The organism is Pseudomonas sp. B33.4 (assembly GCF_034555375.1).
Classification (GTDB): domain Bacteria; phylum Pseudomonadota; class Gammaproteobacteria; order Pseudomonadales; family Pseudomonadaceae; genus Aquipseudomonas.
On record NZ_CP140706.1, the window covers coordinates 6056529 to 6079122 of the forward strand.

The following is a 22594-nucleotide window of genomic DNA, read 5'->3' on the forward strand; positions in this document are numbered from 1 at the left end:
AGTGGATTCAGTGGTGACCGCTGCCCTCACCCCAGCCCTCTCCCACAGGAGAGGGGGCAGATCGGCGGCGGTCTTGAGTCAGCGTTACTCGCCCCAGACGTCTTTGAGGACGTTGACCCAGTTCTCGCCCATGATCTTGCGCACGACGCGCTCGGAGTGGCCGCGCTTGAGCAGGGTTTCGGTCAGGTTCGGGAACTCGCCGACGGTGCGGATGCCCAGCGGATTGATGATCTTGCCGAAGCTGGTCAGACGGCGGGCGTAGCCCTTGTCGTGGGTCAGGTATTCGAAGAAGTCCTGGCCGTGACCCTGGGTGAAGTCAGTGCCGATGCCGATGGCGTCTTCGCCGACGATGTTCATGGTGTATTCGATCGCCTCGGCGTAGTCGTCGATGGTCGAATCGATGCCTTTGGCGAGGAACGGCGCGAACATGGTCACGCCGACGAAACCGCCGTGGTCAGCGATGAACTTGAGTTCCTCATCGGACTTGTTGCGCGGGTGCTCTTTGAGACCCGACGGCAGGCAGTGGGAATAGCACACCGGTTTTTTCGATTCGAGGATGACTTCTTCGGAAGTCTTGGAACCGACATGGGACAGGTCGCACATGACGCCAACGCGGTTCATCTCGGCAACGATCTCGCGGCCGAAACCCGACAGGCCGCCGTCACGCTCGTAGCAACCGGTGCCGACCAGATTCTGGGTGTTGTAGCACATCTGCACGATGCCGACGCCGAGCTGCTTGAACACCTCGACATAGCCGATCTGATCTTCAAAGGCGTGGGCATTCTGGAAGCCGAAGAGGATGCCAGTCTTGCCTTGTTCTTTGGCGCGACGGATGTCCGCGGTGGTACGCACTGGCATCACCAGGTCGCTGTTTTCGCGGATCAGCTTCTGGCTGGCGGCAATATTGTTCACGGTCGCCTGAAAGCCTTCCCACACCGACACAGTGCAGTTGGCTGCCGTCAGACCGCCCTTGCGCATGTCTTCGAACAGCTCGCGGTTCCATTTGGCAATGATCAGACCGTCGATAACGATGCTGTCGGCGTGTAATTCGGCTGGGCTCATCAGGCGTCCCCTTATTGGCGATTCATGCGCCGAATCGTCTGCCGGCGCTTTGGGGCCAGCATATGCCTCGGTGCCGGGGCGACCGGGTGCAAAAACGACAGGGGAATTGCCGAAAGCGTCAATCCGCGACAAAGGGTCGCCGGACGCTCCGATCAGCTACCTGTTCAAGCCAGCAAGCTTGAGCCAGAATCTCCGGCATCTTGGATACACCACTGGATTAGAGCGGCGACAACAATGAAATCGATCTTCCTGGCTTTGGCTTTGATTGCGACCGGCGTACACGCCGCCGAAGAGTCCGACAACAACCCCTGCGACGCCGTCGAAAACGACGTCCAGACCCTGGAATGCTCGACCTACAGCCGCAGCACCGCCGAAGACCTGCTCAAGGACAACTACGCCAGCCTGACCGAACGCATGCAGACCGCGTACGGCAAGAACCCGACGCAACTGGCGGACATCACCGCCAAGATGAAGACGGCTCAGCAGCAGTGGCTGAAGACACGGGATGCGGATTGTGCGGTGGAAGCGTTCCCGGCGACGGCGGGCAGCAAGGCCTTCACGATTGCGCAGAATGATTGCGTGGCGCGGATGAGTGATGAGCGGTCGGAGTTTTTGGAGTCGATTGGGCAGGAATAGTCCTTGAAGCTCGGAGGAAAGCTGAAACAGCTTCCTGCTTTCACCGTGGTGATTCTTCTCTTCCTACGACACATATCCACCTCGCCTACATCTATCGCGTGAAAGCCCCGGTCTACGGGCGCTTCACGCAATATCCTGACAACTGTTCTTGATTGGCCGCCCTGAAAATATAAGCAAAGATTCGCGAATCTTATAAAAGACTTATATTCTTCCATGAACAGCATCCACTGGACTCGAAAGGCCGTTAAGCAACTCCTGAAATTGCACTGCGTTCATCAAGGACAGGTTCGTGATGCCATCACGGCGCTCGCTAACATGCCTAATGTCGGCAACGTCAAATCATTGGTTGGACATGAATATGCTTACCGACTGCGAGTCGGCAACTATCGGGTCATGTTCGACTGGGACGGCGCAATCAAAGTGGTCAGTATTCAAGAGGTCAAAAAACGCGATGAACGCACCTACTGACATCCAAATCATCAACGACGCCGAGGGCAAACCGGCCTTCGTGGTCATTCCCTATGCGCAATATGTCGCGCAGAAAATGCAGCCCGATCTGATTCCCCATGAAGTGGTCAGTCGGATGGTCGACGGAGCGACACCGATCCGTGCCTGGCGCGAATACCTAAACCTGACTCAGGAAGAAGTCGCCAAACGCATGGGCATTTCGCAACCGGCGTTTGCTCAACAGGAAACGGTGTCCAAGCCACGAAAAGCAACTCGCGAAAAGATTGCGGCGGCCTTTGGAATCACCTCTGAGCAGCTTGAGCTTTAGCCGGTTACGGCGTGTTTGCCTGCTGCAATAGCCAGGCATTCACACCGCCACCCGATGCCAGCATCAGTCGTGAAAAGGAGACCGAGGTTTCGCATGATCGAGGATCAGACGGGGCACCTCATACTCATACCCCAAGTCAGTGATGTCGCTCACACTCCGAGCAGACTGCGCAAACGGCTCAAGCACATCATCGTAATTATGTCCTTTCGGACCATTGACCAGCGGCGCGTAATGCGGCGCCCAACGCTCGTTGCTCTGCAGCATCAGCGCCTGCCAGTCTGCCCACACTTTGTCGACAAAGCAGTGATGCAGGAAGAACACCGGATCATCTGGAGAAGTCATCGGCAACATATTGCCGCCCACCCAGAGGTGCACACGATTATGCAGTTGTGAACCCGTGGTGGTTACCTGCGGATCGCCGCGCTGGGTGATCCAGCCTTCCAGACGATTTCGGAAACCGCGCACAGTCGGGCCGGAATCATAAGGCGGCGTGTCGTAGAGACTTTCACGCAAGGCCATTTGCAGATCTGCCGGGGTCGGCAATGTATTCACGACCAGGCCGAACTGGCGCTTCAAACCTGGACCTGGCAAATCGTCATCCGGATAGGAGGGAACCGGCCATTTTCCGTTTTGAACAGCAAACGGACCGTTTGCCACACGCCACTCATCGCTTTCAACACCATTACCGCCCATAAAATCCTCAGCCCACACCGGAGAGTTGAGCGGATCGGCAGCATCCTCGGTCCAGTTCCAGTACGGAATCGTGATGGAGCGGTTAATCGCCTGAAGGTCATTTTCGAACTTCAGCAAAAATGCCCGGTGCCATGGCAGGAACGAAGGCCCCCGATGAGCACCATTGCGGTAGTTTGGATCGTTTGGTTCATGAGGCAAAACCGTGGGCTTCATGACTTGGTGATGCAGGTGCACATACTCATCGTATTGACCTGACTGTTTGAGCTGGAGACAGGCATCGACGAAGTTGTCTTTTTCGATTGGGGTCAGCGAGCGAATGTTCTTGCGCAGCTTCATGTCTTCAATCCCTTGAGCGAGGTTAGGTTTAGAAAGGGCCAAAATCGTGCCAATCCTCCGACAACCAAGCTAGGCGCCAGTCGGAAGGCCGTCTACTGTCAGAAATTACAGGTCGGCAACGATTTCCGACCAGCGGTACTGCACCGTTGGGGCGCCGACGCGAAGTGACTTGACCGCCCGACTGCGTCACCATGACCGCCATCCAATTCGCTCATAAGGTCACTCGCCCATGAACATCTGCGGCATCGAAATCAAAGGCAGCGAAGCGATCATCGCCGTAGCCGCTCTCGACGGTTCAGCATTGAGCCACGTTCCCCTTGCCACCAAGAAGATCGCTCTCGAAGACGATGACGAGGCGGCCAACGTGAAGTTGTTTGCGGCGCAGGTGGCGTCGTTTGTGCGGGAGAACTCGGTGGACCGGATTGCGATCAAGAAGCGCAGCAAGAAGGGTGAGTTTGCTGGTGGCCCGACGACATTCAAGATTGAAGGGATTTTGCAGTTGCTGGATGGGTGCGAGGTGACATTGTTGTCGCCGCAGACGATCAATGCGCAGGCGAAGAAGCATGATTTCGAGCTGCCGGGGACGCTGAACAAGTATCAGCATGAGGCTTACAAGGCTGCGTGTTCGGCGTTGGTGAAGAAGTAACTAACAGCAAGATCAAAAGATCGCAGCCTTCGGCAGCTCCTACATTGGAATGTATTTCCCTGTAGGAGCTGCCGAAGGCTGCGATCTTTTGATTTTAGGCCTGGGCGGTTCGGCGGTCTTCGCGCGGGCAGCGGGCAAATTTGGCGCGGTAGCTGCGGGTGAAGTACGACGGTGATTCGAAGCCGCAGGCGATGCCGACTTCGAGCACGCTCATGTCGGTCTGGCGCAGTAACTGGCGGGCTTTCTCCAGGCGCAGGCGCAGATAAAAATTGCTCGGCGTATCGTTCAGGTGCAGCCGGAACAGGCGCTCCAGTTGCCGCCGCGTCACCTTGATCGATTCCGCCAATTGCAGCGTAGTCAGCGGCGGTTCGCTGTGCTGCTCCATCTCGCCGATCACTTGCACCAGTTTCTTGTTGTTGATGCCGTAACGCGTGGCGACTTCCATGCGCTGGTGGTCTTTACGCGGGCGGATGCGCCCCAGCACAAATTGCTCGCTGACCTGAATCGCCAGTTGCGGGCCGTGGGCCTGGGCGATCAGATCGAGCATTAAATCGATGGAAGCGGTACCGCCCGCCGAGGTGATGCGCCGGCGGTCGATCTCGAACAGCTCCTGGGTCACGCTGAGCTGTGGATAAGATTCCTTGAACGCGTCGATGGCTTCCCAGTGCAAGGTCAGGCGATGACCGTCGAGCAGGCCCGCTTCAGCGAGGACAAAGCTACCGGTGTCGATGGCGCCGAGGGTCACGCCGTCGTTATCCAGCCGCCGCAACCAGTGCTCCAGGGTTGGCGTGGCGAACTTCAGCGGCTCAAACCCGGCCACCACCAGCAGCGTCGCGCCTTTCTTCAACGGCTCCAGTGCCGCGTCGGCGTTGACCGACATGCCGTTGCTCGCCAACACCGCCCCGCCATCAGCACTCAACACATGCCAGCGGTACAGCTCGCCACGAAAGCGGTTGGCCACGCGCAGCGGTTCGATCGCGGAAATAAAGCCGATGGCGGAGAACCCCGGCATCAGCAGAAAATAGAAATCCTGGGACATGGGCGCACTCGATTCGCGGGTAACGAGAGGGAGGGGAGCGTGGCTCGTTGATACGCCGATTGTCGTCGGCGTTCAAGGGCACAGGTCGCTACAGTGCAAATGCCAGTCGCCGCAGTGCGCTTTCATGGGCGTATAGCTGCGTAACTTTGCATCACCGGCACGACAGATGCCGGAACTCACAATAAACGACCTGCCGAGGAACCCGACATGAAACGACTGATCAGCAGCTGTGTTCTTGCACTCAGCGGTACCGCTTTCTTGAGCGCCAGCGTCATGGCGGCGGAACCCGCCTCGTGCCAGAACGTACGCATGGGCGTGGTCAACTGGACCGACGTGATCGCCACCAGTGCCATGACCCAGGTCCTGCTCGACGGCCTCGGCTACAACACCAAACAAACCAGCGCCTCCCAGCAAATCATCTTCGCCGGGATCCGCGATCAGCGCCTGGACCTGTTCCTCGGTTACTGGAACCCGCTGATGACCCAGACCATCACCCCGTTCGTCGACGCCAATCAGGTCAAAGTCCTCGACGCACCGAGCCTGAAAGACGCCCGCGCGACCCTCGCGGTGCCGACTTATCTAGCTGACAAGGGCCTGAAAACCTTTGCCGACATCGCCAAGTTCCAGAAAGAACTGGGCGGCAAGATCTACGGCATCGAGCCAGGCTCGGGCGCCAACACGCAGATCAAGGCAATGATCGCCAAGAACCAGTTCGGCCTCGGCAAATTCCAGTTGGTCGAGTCCAGTGAGGCCGGCATGCTCGCCGCTGTCGACCGCGCCGTGCGCCGCAAAGAGGCCGTGGTGTTCTTCGGCTGGGCGCCGCACCCGATGAACGTCAACGTGCAGATGACTTATCTCACCGGCAGTGAAGACGCCCTTGGCCCGAACGAAGGCATGGCCACGGTATGGACCGTCACTGCGCCGAAATACGCCGAGCAGTGCCCGAACATCGGTCGCCTGCTGACCAACCTGACGTTCACCGCCGAAGACGAGAGCCGGATGATGCAGCCGCTGCTCGACCACAAGGACGCCTTCGAATCGGCCAAGCAATGGCTCAAGGATCACCCGGAAGACAAGCAGCGCTGGCTGGAAGGTGTGACCACGTTCGATGGCAAACCGGCCGCTGAAAATCTCCAGCTGACCAGCAAATAACCCTTTCATTTAAAAGCCCCTCACCCTAGCCCTCTCCCGAAGGGAGAGGGAACCGGACGAAGCTTCGCAGCCCGAAAAAGGGCTGCGGACAGACCCATCACGCCTGAAGGAAACCGCACCATGAACCACGACGTCATCATCACCTGCGCACTTACCGGTGCTGGCGACACGACCGCCAAGAGCCCACACGTGCCGGTCACCCCGAAACAGATCGCCGCTGCCGCCGTTGAAGCGGCCAAGGCCGGCGCTACCGTTGTGCACTGCCATGTGCGCGATCCGCAGACCGGCAAGTTCAGCCGTGACGTAGCGCTGTACCGCGAAGTGATGGAGCGCATCCGCGAGGCCGACGTCGACATCATCGTCAACCTCACCGCCGGCATGGGTGGCGACCTGGAAATCGGCGCAGGCGAGAACCCGATGGAGTTCGGCCCAAACACCGATCTGGTCGGCCCGCTGACCCGACTCGCTCATGTCGAAGCGTTGCTACCGGAAATCTGCACTCTCGATTGCGGCACGCTGAACTTCGGCGATGGCGACACCATTTACGTGTCCACACCGGCGCAACTGCGCGCAGGCGCCAAGCGCATCACCGAACTGGGCGTGAAGGCCGAGCTGGAGATTTTCGACACCGGGCACCTGTGGTTTGCCAAGCAGATGATCAAGGAAGGTCTGCTCGATAACCCGCTGTTCCAGTTGTGCCTGGGTATTCCTTGGGGCGCGCCGGCGGATACCACCACGATGAAAGCCATGGTCGACAACCTGCCCGCCGATGCTGTGTGGGCCGGGTTTGGCATTGGCCGGATGCAGATGCCGATGGCCGCGCAAGCGGTGCTGCTGGGCGGCAACGTGCGGGTCGGGCTGGAAGACAACCTGTGGCTGGACAAAGGTGTGCTGGCGACCAATGGCCAACTGGTCGAGCGCGCCACCGAGATCCTCAGCCGCCTCGGCGCCCGCGTGCTGACCCCGGCAGAGGGCCGCAAGAAAATGGGCCTGACCCAGCGCGGCTAACCCTCAGCTCAAAGAATGGGCTCTGACTGCCCCCAATCTCACCTGTAGGAGCTGCCGAAGGCTGCGATCTTTTGATTTTGTTTCTCAAGATCAAGATCAAAAGATCGCAGCCTTCGGCAGCTCCTACAGGGATCACCTTACTCGGGAAAAATCCAATGAGCTTTATCACCGAAATCAAAACCTTCGCCGCGCTGGGCAGCGGTGTCATCGGCAGTGGCTGGGTGGCTCGCGCCCTCGCCCATGGCCTCGACGTGGTGGCCTGGGACCCGGCACCGGGCGCCGAAGCAGCACTGCGCAAACGCGTCGCTAATGCCTGGGGCGCGCTGGAGAAAAACGGCCTGGCACCCGGCGCTTCGCAGGATCGTCTGCGCTTTGTCGCGACCATCGAAGAGTGCGTGCGCGATGCCGACTTCATTCAGGAAAGCGCCCCGGAACGTCTCGAGCTGAAACTGGATCTGCACAGCAAAATCAGCGCCGCGGCCAAGCCCAATGCGTTGATCGGGTCGAGCACTTCCGGTCTGCTGCCGAGCGAGTTCTACGAGAGCTCAACGCACCCTGAACGCTGCGTGGTCGGCCACCCGTTCAACCCGGTTTATCTGTTGCCGCTGGTGGAAGTGGTCGGCGGCAAGAACACCGCGCCGGAGGCCGTTCAGGCAGCGATGAAAGTCTACGAATCCCTCGGCATGCGCCCGTTGCATGTGCGCAAGGAAGTGCCCGGCTTTATCGCCGACCGCTTGCTTGAAGCGCTGTGGCGTGAGGCGCTGCACCTGGTCAATGACGGCGTGGCGACCACTGGCGAGATTGACGATGCGATTCGGTTTGGCGCTGGTCTGCGCTGGTCGTTCATGGGGACTTTCCTGACTTACACGCTGGCTGGGGGTGATGCGGGCATGCGTCATTTCATGTCGCAATTCGGCCCGGCGTTGCAGTTGCCGTGGACGTATCTGCCAGCGCCGGAACTGACTGACAAGTTGATTGATGATGTGGTCGATGGCACCAGTGATCAGCTCGGCCGCCACAGTATTTCGGCGCTGGAGCGCTATCGTGATGATTGTTTGCTGGCGGTGCTGGAGGCGGTGAAGACCACCAAGGAAAAGCATGGGATGGCGTTTAGCGAGTGATGTGTATGGCATGACATCGCTGCCCTCACCCTAGCCCTCTCCCAGAGGTAGAGGGGACTGACCGAGCTGATTGTTCGAGTTACGCCGACTTGCACCACCGAGCGGAACTCAGGAATTGAAAAGCTTGATGATCGGCTCCCTTTCCCCCTTGGGGGAGAGGGGACTGACCGTGTTGATTGTTCGAGTGACGCCGACTTGCACCACCAAGCCGAACTCAAGTTTTGAAAGGCCCCCGATCTGCTCCCTTTCCCCCTCTCCCCCCCTGGGGGAGAGGGCTGGGGTGAGGGGTAGCTCTTGATCCTGACGACCTGCCAACTGCCGGAACCCAAACCATGTCACACCTCACCACCTACCAAACCAGAATCATCCCCGACTGGGTCGACTACAACGGCCACCTGCGCGACGCCTTCTACCTGCTGATCTTCAGCTACGCCACCGACGCCCTGATGGATCGCCTCGGCATGGACAGCAACAACCGCGAAGCCAGCGGCAACTCGCTGTTCACCCTCGAGCTGCACCTCAATTATCTGCACGAAGTGAAGCTCGACACCGAAGTCGAAGTACGCACGCAAATCATCGGCCACGACAGCAAACGCCTGCACCTCTATCACAGCCTGCACAAGGTCGGTGATGCGCAGGAACTGGCCGGCAACGAACAAATGCTGTTGCATGTCGACCTCGCCGGCCCGCGCTCGGCGCTGTTCAGCCCGGACACCTTGAGCCGACTGCAAGACATCGTCGCCGAGCAAAAAGACCTGCCCGCTCCCGCTTACATCGGCCGCGTTATCGCGCTGCCACCTGCAAGGTAAATCCATCGATCCAAGGAGCCGCCATGAACACCGCTGCCGCTGTTGCCGATTTCCGTACTTTTCCGTTGATCAGCGCGCTCGGTGGCGTGCAGAGCCTGGCGGATCGCGTTGCCATCGAATGGGCTGACGGTCGCGTCAGTCCGTTCCACCATGTCTGGCTGCGGGACAACTGCCCCTGTCCGCAGTGCGTCTACAGCGTCACCCGTGAACAGGTATTCGAGATTGTCGATGCCGCTGAAGACCTGAAACCGACAGCCGCGCACATCGATACCGATGGCTGCCTGCGCGTCGACTGGCAGGACGGTCATCTCAGCCGTTTCGATCCGGGCTGGTTGCGCGCCCATGCCTACGATGATGAGTCCCGCGCCGAACGCTTGGCCGGCAAACCCAAGCCTTATCTGTGGCGCAGCGATATGCAGTTGCCGGTGTTCGAATACGCGGCACTGATGAACGACAACGCTGCGCTGCTGCAATGGCTGATCGCCGTACGCGACATCGGCCTGACGCAAGTACGCGGCGTGCCCACCGAGCCTGGCTCACTGAAGCTCATCGCCCAGCGCATTTCCTTTATCCGCGAAAGCAACTTCGGCGTGCTGTTCAACGTGCAATCCAAAGCCGATGCCGACAGCAATGCCTACACCGCTTTCAACCTGCCGTTGCACACCGATCTGCCGACTCGCGAGCTGCAACCGGGGCTGCAATTTCTGCATTGCCTGGTGAATGACGCCGAGGGTGGCGAGAGTATTTTTGTTGATGGATTTGCGATCGCCGATGCGTTGCGCCAGGAAGATCCAGAGTCATTCAAGGCGCTGTGTGAAATCCCCGTGGAGTTTCGCAACAAGGATCGCCATAGCGACTATCGCTGCCTGGCGCCGATCATTGCTTTGGATGCCCTGGGCAGGGTCGCCGAGATTCGTATGGCGAACTTTTTGCGTGGGGCATTTGATACGTCGGTGGAGCAGATGCCGTTGTTATATCGGGCTTATCGGCGGTTTATCGCGATGACGCGCGAGCCACGGTTTCGGCTGATGCAACGGCTCAATCCCGGAGAGCTGTGGTGCTTCGATAATCGCCGCACGCTGCATGCGCGCAATGCGTTTGACCCGGCCACCGGAGCGCGGCACTTCCAAGGCTGCTATATCGATCGGGATGAGTTGTTGTCGCGGATTCTGGTGTTGCAACGCTAGACCATAAAAAGATCGCAGCCTTCGGCAGCTCCTACAGGGAAAGGCATTCCAATGTAGGAGCTGCCGAAGGCTGCGATCTTTGCTTTTCAGCAAGCAAAAAAAGCCCCGATACCAGCCGTGACTGGATCGGGGCTCAAGCTACTGTTGAGGAGCTGCCGTGCGAGGGTGACCAAACCTTCGTGTTGCAAGCTGAGTTCAGTGTGCCCACTCCCTTGAGCGGCGAGTTAGCCGAAAACGACCTGTTCATAGCCGTCGCAGCCACTGCGACAAATCGCCCTTGCCGTGCCCCGGCAGGGCTACCAGAATCGAGCCACGACCTCCGTTACCGAAGAAGGATGCGCGTCATGATGTATGCCGATTTGATCGATCAGGAAGATTTGTTGGGCCAGCTCAAGGCGTTGGGTATTCAAGTGCCCAGTGGCACTACGGCCGATCAGGCTTGCGAGTGCGCGGTGCGCGGGCTGGATAATGTTCGCGCATTTGAACTGCGCAAGATGGTCAAGGACATGTACACCAGCGGCGCCAGTATCCAGCCGGCGGTGCGTCAGGCGATCGACAAACAATTACTGCCGGCATTGGCGGACTATCAGCAAAGCCATAGCGCCTGACAGCAGATCAAAAGATCGCAGCCTTCGGCAGCTCCTACATTGGAACGCATATCCCTGTAGGAGCTGCCGCAGGCTGCGATCTTTTGCCTTACAGCCTTACGCTGGCAAACGTCGATTCATTGCGCGCCTGACTCAACGCCGACATCGGCCCCGACAGCGGCGACATCACGATTGCCTGCGGCAGTGGCAACATCGCCACTTGCTGGGTGGTGTTGGAGCCTACGCGCTCGTCACGCGGCGGAATGCCGAAGTATTCGCGGTAGCACTTGGAGAAGTGCGGCGTGGAGACGAATCCACACACCGACGCCACTTCGATGATCGACATCGGCGTCTGCTTCAGCAGTTGCCGGGCGCGGATCAGACGCAGCTTCAAGTAATAACGCGACGGCGAGCAGTGCAGGTACTTCTGGAACAGCCGCTCCAGCTGTCGACGCGACACGGCGACATAAACCGCCAGTTCGTCGAGATCGATCGGCTCTTCGAGGTTGGCTTCCATCAGCGCAACGATTTCCTGCAATTTCGGCTGATTGGTGCCGAGCATGTGCTTGAGCGGCACGCGCTGGTGGTCCTGTTCGTTGCGGATGCGTTCGTAGACGAACATTTCCGAGATCGCGGCGGACAGTTCACGACCGTGATCGCGGCTGATCAGGTGCAACATCATGTCCAGCGGCGCGGTGCCACCGGAGCTGGTGAAACGGTTACGGTCGAGGGTGAACAGTCGCGTGCTCATGGCCACGCGCGGAAAAGCTTCCTGCATCGCCGCCAGACATTCCCAGTGCACGCTGCAATCGAAACCGTCGAGCAACCCCGCGCAAGCCAGCGCCCAACTGCCGGTGCACACGGCGCCAAGACGCTTGGACTGGCGTGCCTGGCTTTGCAGCCATGAAACGTGTTCGCGGGTGACAGTGCGTTGGATACCGATGCCGCCGCAGACAATCACAGTGTCCAGCGGCGGGGCTTTGTGCATGGAAGCGTCGGGAGTGATTTGCAGACCGTCACTGGCCCACACTTGGCCGCCATCGACGGTGAGGGTGCTCCAGCGATACAGCTCGCGACCGGACAATTGGTTGGCCATGCGTAGAGGTTCTACTGCGGAGGCCAGAGAAATCAGCGTGAAATTGTCCAGCAGCAGAAAGCCGATGGATTGAGGCGCACGGTTCTGGGGTTGGGCCCCGGAGTTGAACGACGTCATCGCGGTATCTCCTCACACAAAGCGGGTGATGGCCTCAGGCGGAGGCTCTTGTTATTGCCAGCATTCTCGCGTGGGAGACGGGCTTTGTTATGACAGAGCAATTGCCATGCCTGAAATTGGATGGCCGTTCAATAACTCCTGAAAACGACGTCGCGACGTGTCTATACGAGACGTCCGACGAAAGGTATTTCGAAGTGCCATCAGCGACAGTGAAAGCCCTGCCCCGTTGCGTGTGAGCAAATCGGTAGCACTTGTGGGAACTGGCCTGCGCGCAGTTTGTGGGGAGTGTCACCGCAAGCACGGGTGACGGACGGTAGGGGCGCGGATCGTATGTAACAGGTGGGAAAGACTCTTATCTGTTTGCGACGCGCTAAAAGGTGGCGTGATTTATTGTCCGTGTTCACTTGGTGAGCAGTTTTGACTGGTCTGGCCCCATCGCGAGCAGGCTCGCTCCTACATTTGGAATGCGTTCCCCTGTAGGAGTGAGCCTGCTCGCGATTGGGCCGATGCGGTCTCAGCACTCCACAGCGCTGACCGCCAACCCACCGCGCGAGGTCTCTTTATATTTGTCATGCATGTCGGCACCGGTGTCGCGCATGGTGCGGATCACCCGGTCCAGCGAAATAAAGTGCTGACCGTCGCCACGCAACGCCATCTGCGCCGCGTTGATCGCCTTAACCGCCGCAATCGCATTGCGCTCGATGCACGGCACTTGCACCAGGCCACCGACCGGATCGCAGGTCAGCCCAAGGTTATGTTCCAGGCCGATCTCCGCCGCGTTGCACAATTGCTCCGGCGTAGCGCCAAGAATCTCCGCCAGCCCCGCCGCCGCCATCGCGCACGCCGAGCCGACTTCACCCTGACAGCCAACCTCAGCGCCCGAGATCGAAGCATTCTTCTTGCACAGAATCCCCACCGCCGCCGCCCCCAGGAAGTAATCGACCACGTTGGCGTCAGTCACCGCTTCACTGAACTTCATAAAGTAGTGCAACACCGCCGGGATGATCCCCGCCGCGCCATTGGTCGGCGCCGTGACCATGCGCCCACCCGCCGCGTTTTCTTCATTAACAGCCAGCGCAAACAGATTGACCCACTCCATCGCGCTGAGCGTCGAGCCGATCACATTGGGCTTGCCCAACTCCTGAAGACTGCGGTGCAACCTCGCCGCGCGCCGCCGTACATTCAATCCGCCAGGCAGGATGCCTTCGTGTTTGAGCCCCTGCTCGACGCAGTCCTGCATCGCCCGCCACAACTTCATCAGGCCGGCGCGAATCTCTTCTTCGCTGCGCCAGACCTTCTCGTTGGCCATCATCAGTTCGGCAACGCGCAGGTTGTTGTTTTTGCACAGTTCCAGCAGTTCAACCGCGCTGGAAAAGTCATAAGGCAATTCAGTGCGATCCAGATCGACAACGCCGCTCGACGCCTGCGCTTGATCGACGACAAAACCGCCGCCGACCGAATAGTAGGTGTCGCGATACAGTTCGCCGTGATCGCCCTCGGCAACAAGGGTCATGGCATTGGGGTGGAACGGCAGGTTCTCATCGATCAGGCGCATGTCCCGCGCCCAGACAAACGGCACCGCCAGACGACCATCCAATAAAAGGGTGTGAGTTTCACGCAGGGCCTGAATGCGCGGGCCGATCTGCGACGGGTCGATTGCGTCCGGCCACTCGCCCATCAAGCCCATGATCACCGCGTTGTCGCTGCCGTGACCGATACCGGTTGCCGACAGCGAACCGTACAACTGCACTTCGATCCGCCGCACCTGTTCCAGTTGATGCTTGCCCCTTAACGACTCGACGAACAACGCCGCCGCGCGCATCGGCCCGACGGTGTGGGAACTGGAAGGGCCGATGCCGATTTTGAACAGGTCGAAAACGCTGATAGCCATTGCTGCAGAGCTCCTGAGGATGCCGGTCCGGAACGCAAAAGCGCCCGCTGGCGGAGCTGCTACGCTCAAGCTGCGATCCGCCGGAATGCCCGCATCATCAGGCTTTTGCCGGAGCGCACGGCGTCTGACACCGACGCACTCATGTCCACCAGCGCCGCGCCGTTTGCGTCCCGGTTTTTCGCCGTTTTTATGCGGTGCAGAGGGCTGATCGGGGCTGAAAAAAGCTGTAAACGACGTCACTGACACTAGATACGACCATCCCTGTACTGGATACGACCCCCCCTGTAGGCGTCAGATTTTCACTGGTACATGATCGTTATGACTCGATTGCAAGGCGCCGTGACAGAGCTGTCTCCAGAACGCCATCCAACCGCAACCTATAAGTGCGGTGGTCCACAGTCGGAACACTGCCAAAAAAAACACCAAGGAGTCCATCCATGAAAGGTTCCCCGTCGTTGTTGTTGGCCGCCATGCTGAGTCTGCCGTTACTGGCGCAAGCTGCAGAACCGGCGCAATGCAGTACCGTTAACTTCTCCGATGTCGGCTGGACCGACATCACCGCGACCACCGCCACCACCTCCGTTGTCCTCAACGCCCTCGGCTACAAGACCAAGACCACCATGATCTCCGTGCCCGTGACCTACAAGTCGCTGGCCGACGGCAAGAACATGGACGTGTTCCTCGGCAACTGGATGCCGACCATGGAAAACGACATCAAGGCTTACCGCGACGCCGGTACCGTGGAAACCGTGCGCACCAACCTCAAGGGCGCCAAGTACACCCTCGCCGTGCCGCAAGCCCTGTATGACAAAGGTCTGCATGACTTCGCCGACATCGCCAAATTCAAGAAAGAGCTCGACGGCAAGATCTACGGCATCGAGCCTGGCAACGACGGCAACCGTCTGATCCAGAGCATGATCGACAAGGACGCCTTCGGGCTGAAAACCGCCGGTTTCAAAGTCGTCGAATCTTCCGAAGCGGGCATGCTCTCGCAAGTTGATCGCGCGCAAAAACGCGACACAGCAGTGGTCTTCCTCGGCTGGGCGCCGCACCCGATGAACAAGCGTTTCAAGATTCAATACCTGACCGGTGGCGATGATTTCTTCGGCCCCGATTTCGGTGCGGCGACCGTGGCGACCAATACCCGCAAGGGTTACGCCACGGAATGCAGCAACGTCGGTCAGTTGCTGAAGAACCTGGAGTTCACCGTCGACATGGAAAGCGAACTGATGGGCAACATCCTCGACGACAAGATGAAGCCTGACGCGGCCGCCAAAGCCTGGCTGAAAAAGAATCCACAAGTGCTCGATACCTGGCTCGCTGGCGTGACCACCATTGACGGTAAACCTGGCCTGGAGGCCGTGAAAGCCAAGCTTCAGTAATCGCTTATGCCGGGTGGGCTCGCCCACCCGGGCTGTTTATTTCCTTGCATGCGGACGTTCACTACCATGCTGATTGATCAGAAAATACCTCTAGGCCAGTACATCGCGGGCTTCGTTGAATGGTTGACGCAACACGGCGCCAGCACGTTCGACGCAATCGCCGTGACCCTGGAAACGATGATCCACGGCGTGACGTTTGCGCTCACCTGGTTCAACCCTTTTGTCTTGATCGGCCTCATCGCCCTGCTCGCGCATTTCATCCAGCGCAAATGGGGCCTGACCGCTTTCGTTATCGCTTCCTTCTTGCTGATCCTCAATCTGGGGTACTGGCAGGAAACCATGGAAACCCTCGCCCAGGTCATGTTCGCGACCCTGGTCTGCGTGGTCATCGGCGTGCCGTTGGGCATCGTCGCCGCGCACAAACCGATGTTCTACACTTTAATGCGTCCGGTACTCGATCTGATGCAGACCGTACCGACCTTCGTTTACCTCATTCCGACCCTGACCCTGTTCGGGCTGGGTGTGGTCCCGGGCCTGATCTCCACGGTGGTGTTCGCCATCGCTGCGCCGATCCGCCTGACCTACCTGGGCATCCGCGATGTCCCGCAAGAACTGATGGACGCCGGCAAAGCCTTCGGCTGCTCGCGTCGCCAACTGCTCTCACGGATCGAACTGCCGCACGCCATGCCGAGCATCGCGGCCGGCATCACCCAGTGCATCATGCTGTCGTTGTCGATGGTGGTGATCGCGGCACTGGTAGGCGCCGACGGACTCGGCAAACCGGTGGTCAACGCACTGAACACTGCTGATATCGCCCTGGGCTTCGAAGCGGGCCTGGCGATCGTACTGCTGGCGATCATGCTCGACCGTATCTGCAAACAACCCGACGCCAAAGTAGGGGGTGACGCATGAGCATAATTCGCTTCGAAGACGTCGACGTAATCTTCTCCAAGGATCCACGCGAGGCGCTCAAGCTGCTGGATCAGGGCATGACGCGCAACGAGATTCTGAAAAAGACCGGGCAGATTGTCGGCGTGGAAAAAGCCACGCTGGACATCAACAAAGGCGAGATCTGCGTGCTGATGGGCTTGTCCGGTTCCGGCAAGTCGAGCCTGCTGCGCTGCATCAACGGCCTCAACACCGTGAGCCGCGGCAAGCTGTTCGTCGAGCATGAAAACCGCCAGATCGACATCGCCTCCTGCACCCCGGCCGAGCTGAAAATGATGCGCACCAAACGCATCGCCATGGTGTTTCAGAAGTTCGCCCTGATGCCGTGGCTGACGGTGCGCGAGAACATCAGTTTCGGTCTGGAAATGCAGGGTCGCCCGGAGAAGGAACGCAAGAAGCTCGTCGACGAGAAACTCGAACTGGTCGGCCTGACCCAATGGCGCAACAAGAAGCCTGATGAACTCTCCGGCGGCATGCAGCAGCGTGTCGGTCTGGCACGGGCGCTGGCGATGGACGCCGACATTCTATTGATGGACGAACCGTTCTCGGCCCTCGACCCGCTGATCCGTCAGGGTCTGCAGGATGAACTGCTGGAACTGCAACGCAAGCTGAGCAAGACCATTGTGTTTGTGAGCCACGACCTCGACGAGGCGCTCAAACTGGGTAGCCGCATCGCGATCATGAAAGACGGCCGGATCATCCAGTACAGCGTGCCGGAAGAGATCGTGCTGAACCCGGCGGACGACTATGTGCGTACGTTCGTGGCGCACACCAACCCGCTCAATGTGCTCTGCGGTCGCAGCCTGATGCGCACGCTGGACAAGTGCAAACGCATCAACGGTTCGGTGTGCCTGGATCCGGGCGGCGATTCGTGGCTGGATCTGGCCGAAGGCAACACCATCAAAGGCGCGCGGCAGAATGGTTCGGTGCTGAACCTGCAGAACTGGGCACCGGGGCAAGCGGTCGAGGGCCTGGAGCGCAAGCCGACGCTGGTGGACTCGAACATCGGCATGCGCGATGCGTTGCAGATTCGTTATCAGACCGGCAACAAGCTGGTGCTGCACGATGACAATCATGTGGTGGGGATTCTTGGCGACAGTGAGTTGTATCACGCGTTGCTGGGCAAGAACCTCGGTTAAGGCGGGATAAAAAAAGGGATCGCGGTGAGCGATCCCTTTTTTATTGGGTCAGGGAAAAAGCCCCTCACCCTAACCCTCTCCCAGAGGGAGAAGGAACCGACCGGGGGGATGCTGCAGATCTACACCGACCTGATCTTGCTTCACCGAATCCATAATCGACTCGATCTTTCAGGTCGATGTACAACGCCAGACACCTCGGTCAGCTCCCTCTCCCTCCGGGAGAGGGTTGGGGTGAGGGCAAGCTTTTGACTTTAGCTATACACCCGGCCAAGGAGCTGCCGATGGCTTTCAAACTGATCGAGCACATCGCGCGTGATCTGATCCTGCGTGAAGCCCATCAGGTCGTAATCCTGGCTGCCGTTGTGCAGATACACCTCGGCGCGGTAGTAACGCTGGCGCGCTTCATCGGACTGCGCCGATTCGGTCGGGGTCGCCAGATAGCCGTCCAGGCTCACTTCGTAAACGAAAGGGTTGCCCTCTTCCATCTCCACGCGCACGCCCATGCAGCGCTTGGATTTACCCAGCAGCGTCTGCACTTGCAGACCCTGCGCACGCATCTGCGCAGTCGCATCTTCCAGCGCCGGGCTGACCTGCTTGTCCATGAAACGCTGGACCACCGATTGGCTCGGTTGCAGATCCAGTTGCGTCAGGCGCTCGCTGAAACCGCGACGACCGCGCTCGGCCAATTGCGCCTGCTCCTGTTCGATCTGCACGTCCTGGCGCATCGCCTTGTGCAGGCCGAACATGAAGAACACCAGCACCACCGAGAACGGCAGACCGGCCAGCACCACCATGGTTTGCATGGCTTCGAAGTTACCGGCGAACAACAGACCGATGGTCACCAGGGTGATCACCACCGACCAGAAAATCCGCAGCCAGTGCGGCGCATCTTCATCGACGTTACCGCCCTTGCAGGACAGATTCGCCATCATCACCGCGCCAGAGTCGGCCGGGGTCAGGAACAGCACGAAACCGACAAAGATCGACACACCGATGACGACTTTCGACGCCGGGTAGTGTTCAAGCAATTGATAGATCGCCATCGACGGCTGTTCCAGTGCCGTCTTGCCGAGCTCCACTGCGCCATGGTTCATCACCAGGTCCAGTGCCGAGTTACCGAAGATCGACAGCCAGGCCAAGGTGAAGCCCAGTGGAATCAGCAGCACGCCAGCGACCAGTTCACGCACGGTACGACCACGGGAGATACGCGCGATGAACATGCCTACGAACGGAGCCCAGGAAATCCACCACGCCCAGTAGAACAGGGTCCACAGGCCCATCCAGCGCTCGGACTTGGCGTTGTCGCCCTCGTACACATAAAGGTCGAAGGTTTTCAGCACGATACCATTGAGGTAGTCACCGATGTTCTGCACGAAGCCGTTGAGCAAGTGCAAAGTCGGGCCAAACAGCAGCACGAAAATCAGCAGGCCGCTGAACAGCACGATGTTCAGGTTGGACAGACGACGGATGCCGTTTTCCACGCCGGACACGGCAGCGATGGTCGCCACGGTGCTCATCACGATGATCACGATCAACAGGTTAGTGTTGCTGTGTTCCATGCCGAACAGGTTTTCAAGGCCCGACGACACTTGCAGCGAACCAATCCCCAGGTTGGTCACCAGACCCAGCAGGGTCACGAACATGCCGAAGCCGTCCACCGCATGACCGGCCGCGCCTTTGACCCAACGCTCGCCCACCAGCGGATACAGCGCCGAACGCAGGGCCAGCGGCTGGTTATGACGGTAAGCGAAGTACGCCACGGCCAGACCGACCAGTGCGTAAATCGCCCAGCCGTGCAGGCCCCAGTGCAGGAAAGTCAGCTGTACTGCCTGACGCGCGGCCATGTTGGTGGCCGAGGCACCTTCCGGCGGGTTGAAGTAGTGATCCAGTGGCTCGGATGCGCCGAAGTACAGCAGCGAAATACCGATACCCGACGAGAACAGCATCCCCGCCCAGGCGCCGTAACTGAAATCCGGGGTGTCGTCCTTGCTGCCCAGTTTGAGTTTGCCGTACGAGGAAAACGCCAGACCGACGACAAATACCAGGTAGGCGGCGATGACCACCATGTAGTACCAGCCGAAGCTGCGCGACAACCAGGCCTGAGCGATACCCAACAGTCTGCCGGCCTCTTGCGGGGCGATAATCAGAATGGCGGTCAACAACAGAATCAGCGCGGTAGAGGTGTAAAACACCCAACCGTTGACCGTCACCTTCTCGGGCGGGGTCTTTATAAGCGAGGCAGAACTCATGGCACAAATGCTCCAGGCAGTGCGAGAGAAGAACACAAGGCAACACGGAACCCGACCAATCGGTTAGTTGGCAGCCGACCGGCGGGTGATATAAAGACACCCCGAAAAATGCCCGAACCTGCCGAAATGGCGCTGCGAATCGCTTTCGTGGCCGAAGGTGGACGGACGTTCATCCGAAACCTGGCCCTGAGCGTCTTGCCCTTTCAACACGTCCATCGAATCGCGAACCGCGCCATGCCCCACGCAGGTTTCGAGCTGTTTCGGATGTCGGTTTTATCGCCACTTACACGTAGGAAAAATCTGTAGGCAGCGACGATTTGTCGCAGATCTTATTCTTTGTTGATTGAACGTTCAATCAAAACAAAATAGACTGGCCGTCAATCCGATAGGCGTGATTCGCCGCTCGGAAGGCCTAAGGAGATGTGCAAGATGCCCAAGGTCGGTATGCAACCCATCCGCCGCCAACAACTGATCGAAGCCACTTTGCAGGCGGTCGATCAGGTCGGAATGGGGGACGCCAGCATTGCGCTGATCGCCCGTTTGGCCGGTGTCTCGAATGGCATCATCAGTCATTACTTTCAGGACAAGAATGGCCTGATTGCCGCCACGATGCGGTATCTGATGAGCGTCCTCAGCGAGAACGTCACCCTGCGCCGCCAAGCGCTGGCAGATGACAGCCCACGGGCGCATCTGCAGGTGATCATCGAAGGCAACTTCGACGCCAGCCAGGTCAATGGCCCGGCAATGAAAACCTGGCTGGCCTTTTGGGCCACCAGCATGCACCAGCCGTCTTTGCACAGGTTGCAGCGGATCAACGATCACCGTCTGTATTCCAACCTGTGCTGCGAGTTCCGCCGTGTGTTGCCGCTCGAAGATGCGCGCACCGCCGCGCGTGGCCTGGCAGCGTTGATTGACGGCTTGTGGTTGCGCGGCGCGCTGTCGGGAGACGCTTTCGACACGGCGCAGGCGCAACAGATCGCTTACGAATACATGGATTTCCAATTGGCCAAGAAGGTGAGCTAGAGCACACAGAAAACGCTCGGCCCCTGAACCGCCACCGCAGCCTCACCGCGGTGGTCAACGCCAACCACTTATGCACTTGCGAGGACACTATGGCCCGTTTCGAACTGCAAAAACTTTACATCGATGGCGCGTACTCCGACGCTGGCAGCGATGCCACCTTCGAAGCCATCAACCCGGCGAACGGTGAAGTCCTCGCACTGGTGCAACGTGCGACCAAGGAAGACGTCGAGCGCGCCGTGGTCGCTGCTGAAAAAGGCCAGAAAATCTGGGCCGCGATGACCGCCATGGAGCGTTCGCGCATCCTGCGTCGCGCCGTCGACATCCTGCGCGAGCGCAACGATGAACTGGCTGCCCTGGAAACCCTGGACACCGGTAAATCCTTCTCCGAAACCAAGTACGTCGACATCGTTACCGGCGCTGACGTGCTGGAATACTACGCAGGCCTGGTGCCGGCGATCGAAGGCGAGCAGATCCCGCTGCGTGACACCTCTTTTGTTTACACCCGTCGCGAGCCGCTGGGCGTTGTCGCCGGTATCGGCGCGTGGAACTACCCGATCCAGATCGCGCTGTGGAAATCCGCACCAGCCCTGGCTGCCGGTAACGCGATGATCTTCAAGCCAAGCGAAGTCACCTCGCTGACCACCCTGAAACTGGCCGAGATCTTCACCGAAGCCGGTCTGCCAAACGGCGTGTTCAACGTTCTGACCGGCAGCGGCCGTGAAGTCGGCACCTGGCTGACCGAGCACCCGCGCATCGAAAAAATCTCCTTCACCGGCGGCACCGACACTGGCAAGAAAGTAATGGCCAGCGCTTCGGCTTCGTCGCTGAAAGACGTGACCATGGAACTGGGCGGCAAGTCCCCGCTGATCATCTGCGACGACGCCGATCTGGATCGCGCTGCCGACACCGCGATGATGGCCAACTTCTACAGCTCCGGTCAGGTCTGCACCAACGGCACTCGCGTGTTCGTTCCGGCGCACCTGAAAGCCGCTTTCGAAGCCAAGATCGTTGAACGCGTTGCGCGTATCCGCGTCGGTAACCCGGAAGACGAGAACACCAACTTCGGCCCGCTGGTCAGCTTCGCGCACATGGAAAGCGTGCTGGGCTACATCGCCAAAGGTAAAGAACAAGGCGCCCGCGTGCTGTGCGGCGGCGACCGTCTGACCGACGGCGAATTCGCCAAAGGCGCGTTCGTGGCTCCGACCGTGTTCACCGACTGCACCGACGACATGACCATCGTTCGTGAAGAAATCTTTGGCCCAGTGATGGCGATCCTCTCCTACGAGACCGAAGAAGAAGTGATCCGCCGCGCCAACGACACCGACTTCGGCCTGGCCGCCGGTATCGTCACCAAAGATCTGAACCGCGCGCACCGCGTGATTCATCAACTGGAAGCCGGTATCTGCTGGATCAACGCCTGGGGCGAGTCCGACGCAAAAATGCCGGTCGGCGGCTACAAGCAGTCGGGTGTTGGCCGTGAAAACGGCATCAGCTCGCTGAACAATTTCACCCGCATCAAATCGGTACAGGTCGAGCTGGGCGATTACGTCTCGGTGTTCTAAGACCCGAGTCTTGTATTGCTCGCGAGGCCGTCTTCGCGAGCAGGCTCGCTCCCACATTGGAGCAGTGTCTCCTGTGGGAGCGAGCCCGCTCGCGAATCGAGTGCAAAGCACTCGTCAGGCCCGACCTGACCACATC

Annotated in this window: 20 protein-coding genes and 1 pseudogene; 15 read left to right on the plus strand and 6 right to left on the minus strand. The window is 59.2% G+C overall.

The window, feature by feature from the left end; genetic code table 11:
- Positions 1–84: 84 nt before the first annotated feature.
- Positions 85–1062: a dipeptidase gene (locus tag U6037_RS26850; protein WP_027610650.1), complete on the minus strand. Its 978-nt coding sequence runs from the start codon at positions 1060–1062 to the stop codon at positions 85–87.
- Between the two features lie 234 nt (positions 1063–1296).
- Between U6037_RS26850 and U6037_RS26855 the strand changes: the two genes are divergently transcribed.
- The 3 genes from U6037_RS26855 to U6037_RS26865 all read left to right on the plus strand — a co-directional run bounded on the left by U6037_RS26855 (position 1297) and on the right by U6037_RS26865 (position 2473).
- A complete protein-coding gene (locus tag U6037_RS26855; protein WP_322845084.1) occupies positions 1297–1698 on the plus strand; it encodes a lysozyme inhibitor LprI family protein in 402 nt (133 codons plus the stop codon).
- Positions 1699–1911: 213 nt separating this feature from the next.
- A complete protein-coding gene (locus U6037_RS26860) occupies positions 1912–2166 on the plus strand; it encodes a type II toxin-antitoxin system RelE/ParE family toxin (protein WP_322845085.1) in 255 nt (84 codons plus the stop codon).
- Positions 2150–2473 carry a helix-turn-helix domain-containing protein gene (locus tag U6037_RS26865; RefSeq protein ID WP_095050258.1) on the plus strand — a complete coding sequence of 108 codons (324 nt, stop codon included), beginning with the start codon at positions 2150–2152 and terminating at the stop codon, positions 2471–2473. The genes U6037_RS26860 and U6037_RS26865 overlap by 17 nt, the downstream gene beginning before the upstream one ends.
- 63 nt (positions 2474–2536) lie before the next feature.
- Here the strand turns inward: U6037_RS26865 and U6037_RS26870 are convergent, their stop codons facing one another.
- Positions 2537–3502, minus strand: a complete 966-nt coding sequence (locus tag U6037_RS26870; protein ID WP_322845086.1) for a tyrosinase family protein — start codon at positions 3500–3502, stop codon at positions 2537–2539.
- 229 nt (positions 3503–3731) lie between these two features.
- Between U6037_RS26870 and U6037_RS26875 the strand changes: the two genes are divergently transcribed.
- On the plus strand, positions 3732–4148 hold the full coding sequence (locus U6037_RS26875; RefSeq protein WP_322845087.1) for a DUF3010 family protein: 417 nt from the start codon (positions 3732–3734) through the stop codon (positions 4146–4148).
- A gap of 39 nt (positions 4149–4187) precedes the next feature.
- On the opposite strand, the pseudogene U6037_RS26880 reads toward U6037_RS26875, so the two are convergent.
- Positions 4188–5187: pseudogene (locus U6037_RS26880) on the minus strand (GlxA family transcriptional regulator).
- A gap of 207 nt (positions 5188–5394) precedes the next feature.
- On the opposite strand from U6037_RS26880, the gene U6037_RS26885 reads away from it, so the two are divergent.
- From U6037_RS26885 to U6037_RS26910, 6 genes are all read left to right on the plus strand, one after another.
- A complete protein-coding gene (locus U6037_RS26885; protein ID WP_322845089.1) occupies positions 5395–6339 on the plus strand; it encodes a choline ABC transporter substrate-binding protein in 945 nt (314 codons plus the stop codon).
- 120 nt (positions 6340–6459) lie between these two features.
- Positions 6460–7347 (plus strand): 3-keto-5-aminohexanoate cleavage protein, encoded by an 888-nt coding sequence (locus tag U6037_RS26890; RefSeq protein ID WP_093429893.1) that lies wholly within the window; start codon positions 6460–6462, stop codon positions 7345–7347.
- A 155-nt stretch (positions 7348–7502) separates the two neighbouring features.
- Positions 7503–8468 carry an L-carnitine dehydrogenase gene (locus U6037_RS26895; protein ID WP_102900073.1) on the plus strand — a complete coding sequence of 322 codons (966 nt, stop codon included), beginning with the start codon at positions 7503–7505 and terminating at the stop codon, positions 8466–8468.
- A gap of 332 nt (positions 8469–8800) precedes the next feature.
- The gene (locus U6037_RS26900) at positions 8801–9277 is read left to right on the plus strand and encodes a thioesterase family protein (RefSeq protein ID WP_322845090.1); all 477 of its coding nucleotides are present in this window, start codon (positions 8801–8803) and stop codon (positions 9275–9277) included.
- A 23-nt stretch (positions 9278–9300) separates the two neighbouring features.
- On the plus strand, positions 9301–10464 hold the full coding sequence (locus U6037_RS26905) for a gamma-butyrobetaine dioxygenase (RefSeq protein WP_322845091.1): 1164 nt from the start codon (positions 9301–9303) through the stop codon (positions 10462–10464).
- A gap of 344 nt (positions 10465–10808) precedes the next feature.
- Positions 10809–11072 carry a hypothetical protein gene (locus tag U6037_RS26910; protein ID WP_016983943.1) on the plus strand — a complete coding sequence of 88 codons (264 nt, stop codon included), beginning with the start codon at positions 10809–10811 and terminating at the stop codon, positions 11070–11072.
- 88 nt (positions 11073–11160) lie between these two features.
- On the opposite strand, the gene U6037_RS26915 is transcribed toward U6037_RS26910, so the two are convergent.
- Together U6037_RS26915 and U6037_RS26920 are read right to left on the minus strand one after the other, a co-directional pair.
- On the minus strand, positions 11161–12264 hold the full coding sequence (locus tag U6037_RS26915) for a GlxA family transcriptional regulator (protein WP_007949927.1): 1104 nt from the start codon (positions 12262–12264) through the stop codon (positions 11161–11163).
- Between the two features lie 514 nt (positions 12265–12778).
- Positions 12779–14155, minus strand: coding sequence for an L-serine ammonia-lyase (locus U6037_RS26920; protein WP_322845092.1), 1377 nt, complete (start codon positions 14153–14155; stop codon positions 12779–12781).
- Positions 14156–14592: 437 nt separating this feature from the next.
- On the opposite strand from U6037_RS26920, the gene U6037_RS26925 reads away from it, so the two are divergent.
- The 3 genes from U6037_RS26925 (at position 14593) to choV (ending at position 17624) form a co-directional block, all read left to right on the plus strand.
- Positions 14593–15537, plus strand: coding sequence for a choline ABC transporter substrate-binding protein (locus tag U6037_RS26925; protein WP_038363126.1), 945 nt, complete (start codon positions 14593–14595; stop codon positions 15535–15537).
- Between the two features lie 66 nt (positions 15538–15603).
- Positions 15604–16449, plus strand: coding sequence for a choline ABC transporter permease subunit (gene choW, locus U6037_RS26930; protein ID WP_128614048.1), 846 nt, complete (start codon positions 15604–15606; stop codon positions 16447–16449).
- Positions 16446–17624, plus strand: coding sequence for a choline ABC transporter ATP-binding protein (choV, locus tag U6037_RS26935; protein WP_034153601.1), 1179 nt, complete (start codon positions 16446–16448; stop codon positions 17622–17624). Before choW ends, choV begins: the two co-directional genes overlap by 4 nt.
- 251 nt (positions 17625–17875) lie before the next feature.
- On the opposite strand, the gene U6037_RS26940 is transcribed toward choV, so the two are convergent.
- Positions 17876–19816, minus strand: a complete 1941-nt coding sequence (locus tag U6037_RS26940; RefSeq protein WP_322847367.1) for a BCCT family transporter — start codon at positions 19814–19816, stop codon at positions 17876–17878.
- Positions 19817–20302: 486 nt separating this feature from the next.
- Here U6037_RS26940 and betI point away from each other — a divergent pair, with 486 nt between their 5' ends.
- A complete protein-coding gene (betI, locus tag U6037_RS26945) occupies positions 20303–20896 on the plus strand; it encodes a transcriptional regulator BetI (RefSeq protein ID WP_053124587.1) in 594 nt (197 codons plus the stop codon).
- Between the two features lie 89 nt (positions 20897–20985).
- A complete protein-coding gene (gene betB, locus U6037_RS26950) occupies positions 20986–22458 on the plus strand; it encodes a betaine-aldehyde dehydrogenase (protein ID WP_322845093.1) in 1473 nt (490 codons plus the stop codon).
- Positions 22459–22594: the final 136 nt, after the last annotated feature.

Excerpts from the sequence above, each read along its gene's own strand:
- U6037_RS26850 (WP_027610650.1), bottom strand. The coding sequence starts at position 1,062 with ATGAGCCCAGCCGAATTACACGCCGACAGCATCGTTATCGACGGTCTG.
- U6037_RS26855 (WP_322845084.1), top strand. The coding sequence starts at position 1,297 with ATGAAATCGATCTTCCTGGCTTTGGCTTTGATTGCGACCGGCGTACAC.
- U6037_RS26860 (WP_322845085.1), top strand. The coding sequence starts at position 1,912 with ATGAACAGCATCCACTGGACTCGAAAGGCCGTTAAGCAACTCCTGAAA.
- U6037_RS26865 (WP_095050258.1), top strand. The coding sequence starts at position 2,150 with ATGAACGCACCTACTGACATCCAAATCATCAACGACGCCGAGGGCAAA.
- U6037_RS26870 (WP_322845086.1), bottom strand. The coding sequence starts at position 3,502 with ATGAAGCTGCGCAAGAACATTCGCTCGCTGACCCCAATCGAAAAAGAC.
- U6037_RS26875 (WP_322845087.1), top strand. The coding sequence starts at position 3,732 with ATGAACATCTGCGGCATCGAAATCAAAGGCAGCGAAGCGATCATCGCC.
- U6037_RS26885 (WP_322845089.1), top strand. The coding sequence starts at position 5,395 with ATGAAACGACTGATCAGCAGCTGTGTTCTTGCACTCAGCGGTACCGCT.
- U6037_RS26890 (WP_093429893.1), top strand. The coding sequence starts at position 6,460 with ATGAACCACGACGTCATCATCACCTGCGCACTTACCGGTGCTGGCGAC.
- U6037_RS26895 (WP_102900073.1), top strand. The coding sequence starts at position 7,503 with ATGAGCTTTATCACCGAAATCAAAACCTTCGCCGCGCTGGGCAGCGGT.
- U6037_RS26900 (WP_322845090.1), top strand. The coding sequence starts at position 8,801 with ATGTCACACCTCACCACCTACCAAACCAGAATCATCCCCGACTGGGTC.
- U6037_RS26905 (WP_322845091.1), top strand. The coding sequence starts at position 9,301 with ATGAACACCGCTGCCGCTGTTGCCGATTTCCGTACTTTTCCGTTGATC.
- U6037_RS26910 (WP_016983943.1), top strand. The coding sequence starts at position 10,809 with ATGATGTATGCCGATTTGATCGATCAGGAAGATTTGTTGGGCCAGCTC.
- U6037_RS26915 (WP_007949927.1), bottom strand. The coding sequence starts at position 12,264 with ATGACGTCGTTCAACTCCGGGGCCCAACCCCAGAACCGTGCGCCTCAA.
- U6037_RS26920 (WP_322845092.1), bottom strand. The coding sequence starts at position 14,155 with ATGGCTATCAGCGTTTTCGACCTGTTCAAAATCGGCATCGGCCCTTCC.
- U6037_RS26925 (WP_038363126.1), top strand. The coding sequence starts at position 14,593 with ATGAAAGGTTCCCCGTCGTTGTTGTTGGCCGCCATGCTGAGTCTGCCG.
- choW (WP_128614048.1), top strand. The coding sequence starts at position 15,604 with ATGCTGATTGATCAGAAAATACCTCTAGGCCAGTACATCGCGGGCTTC.
- choV (WP_034153601.1), top strand. The coding sequence starts at position 16,446 with ATGAGCATAATTCGCTTCGAAGACGTCGACGTAATCTTCTCCAAGGAT.
- betI (WP_053124587.1), top strand. The coding sequence starts at position 20,303 with ATGCCCAAGGTCGGTATGCAACCCATCCGCCGCCAACAACTGATCGAA.
- betB (WP_322845093.1), top strand. The coding sequence starts at position 20,986 with ATGGCCCGTTTCGAACTGCAAAAACTTTACATCGATGGCGCGTACTCC.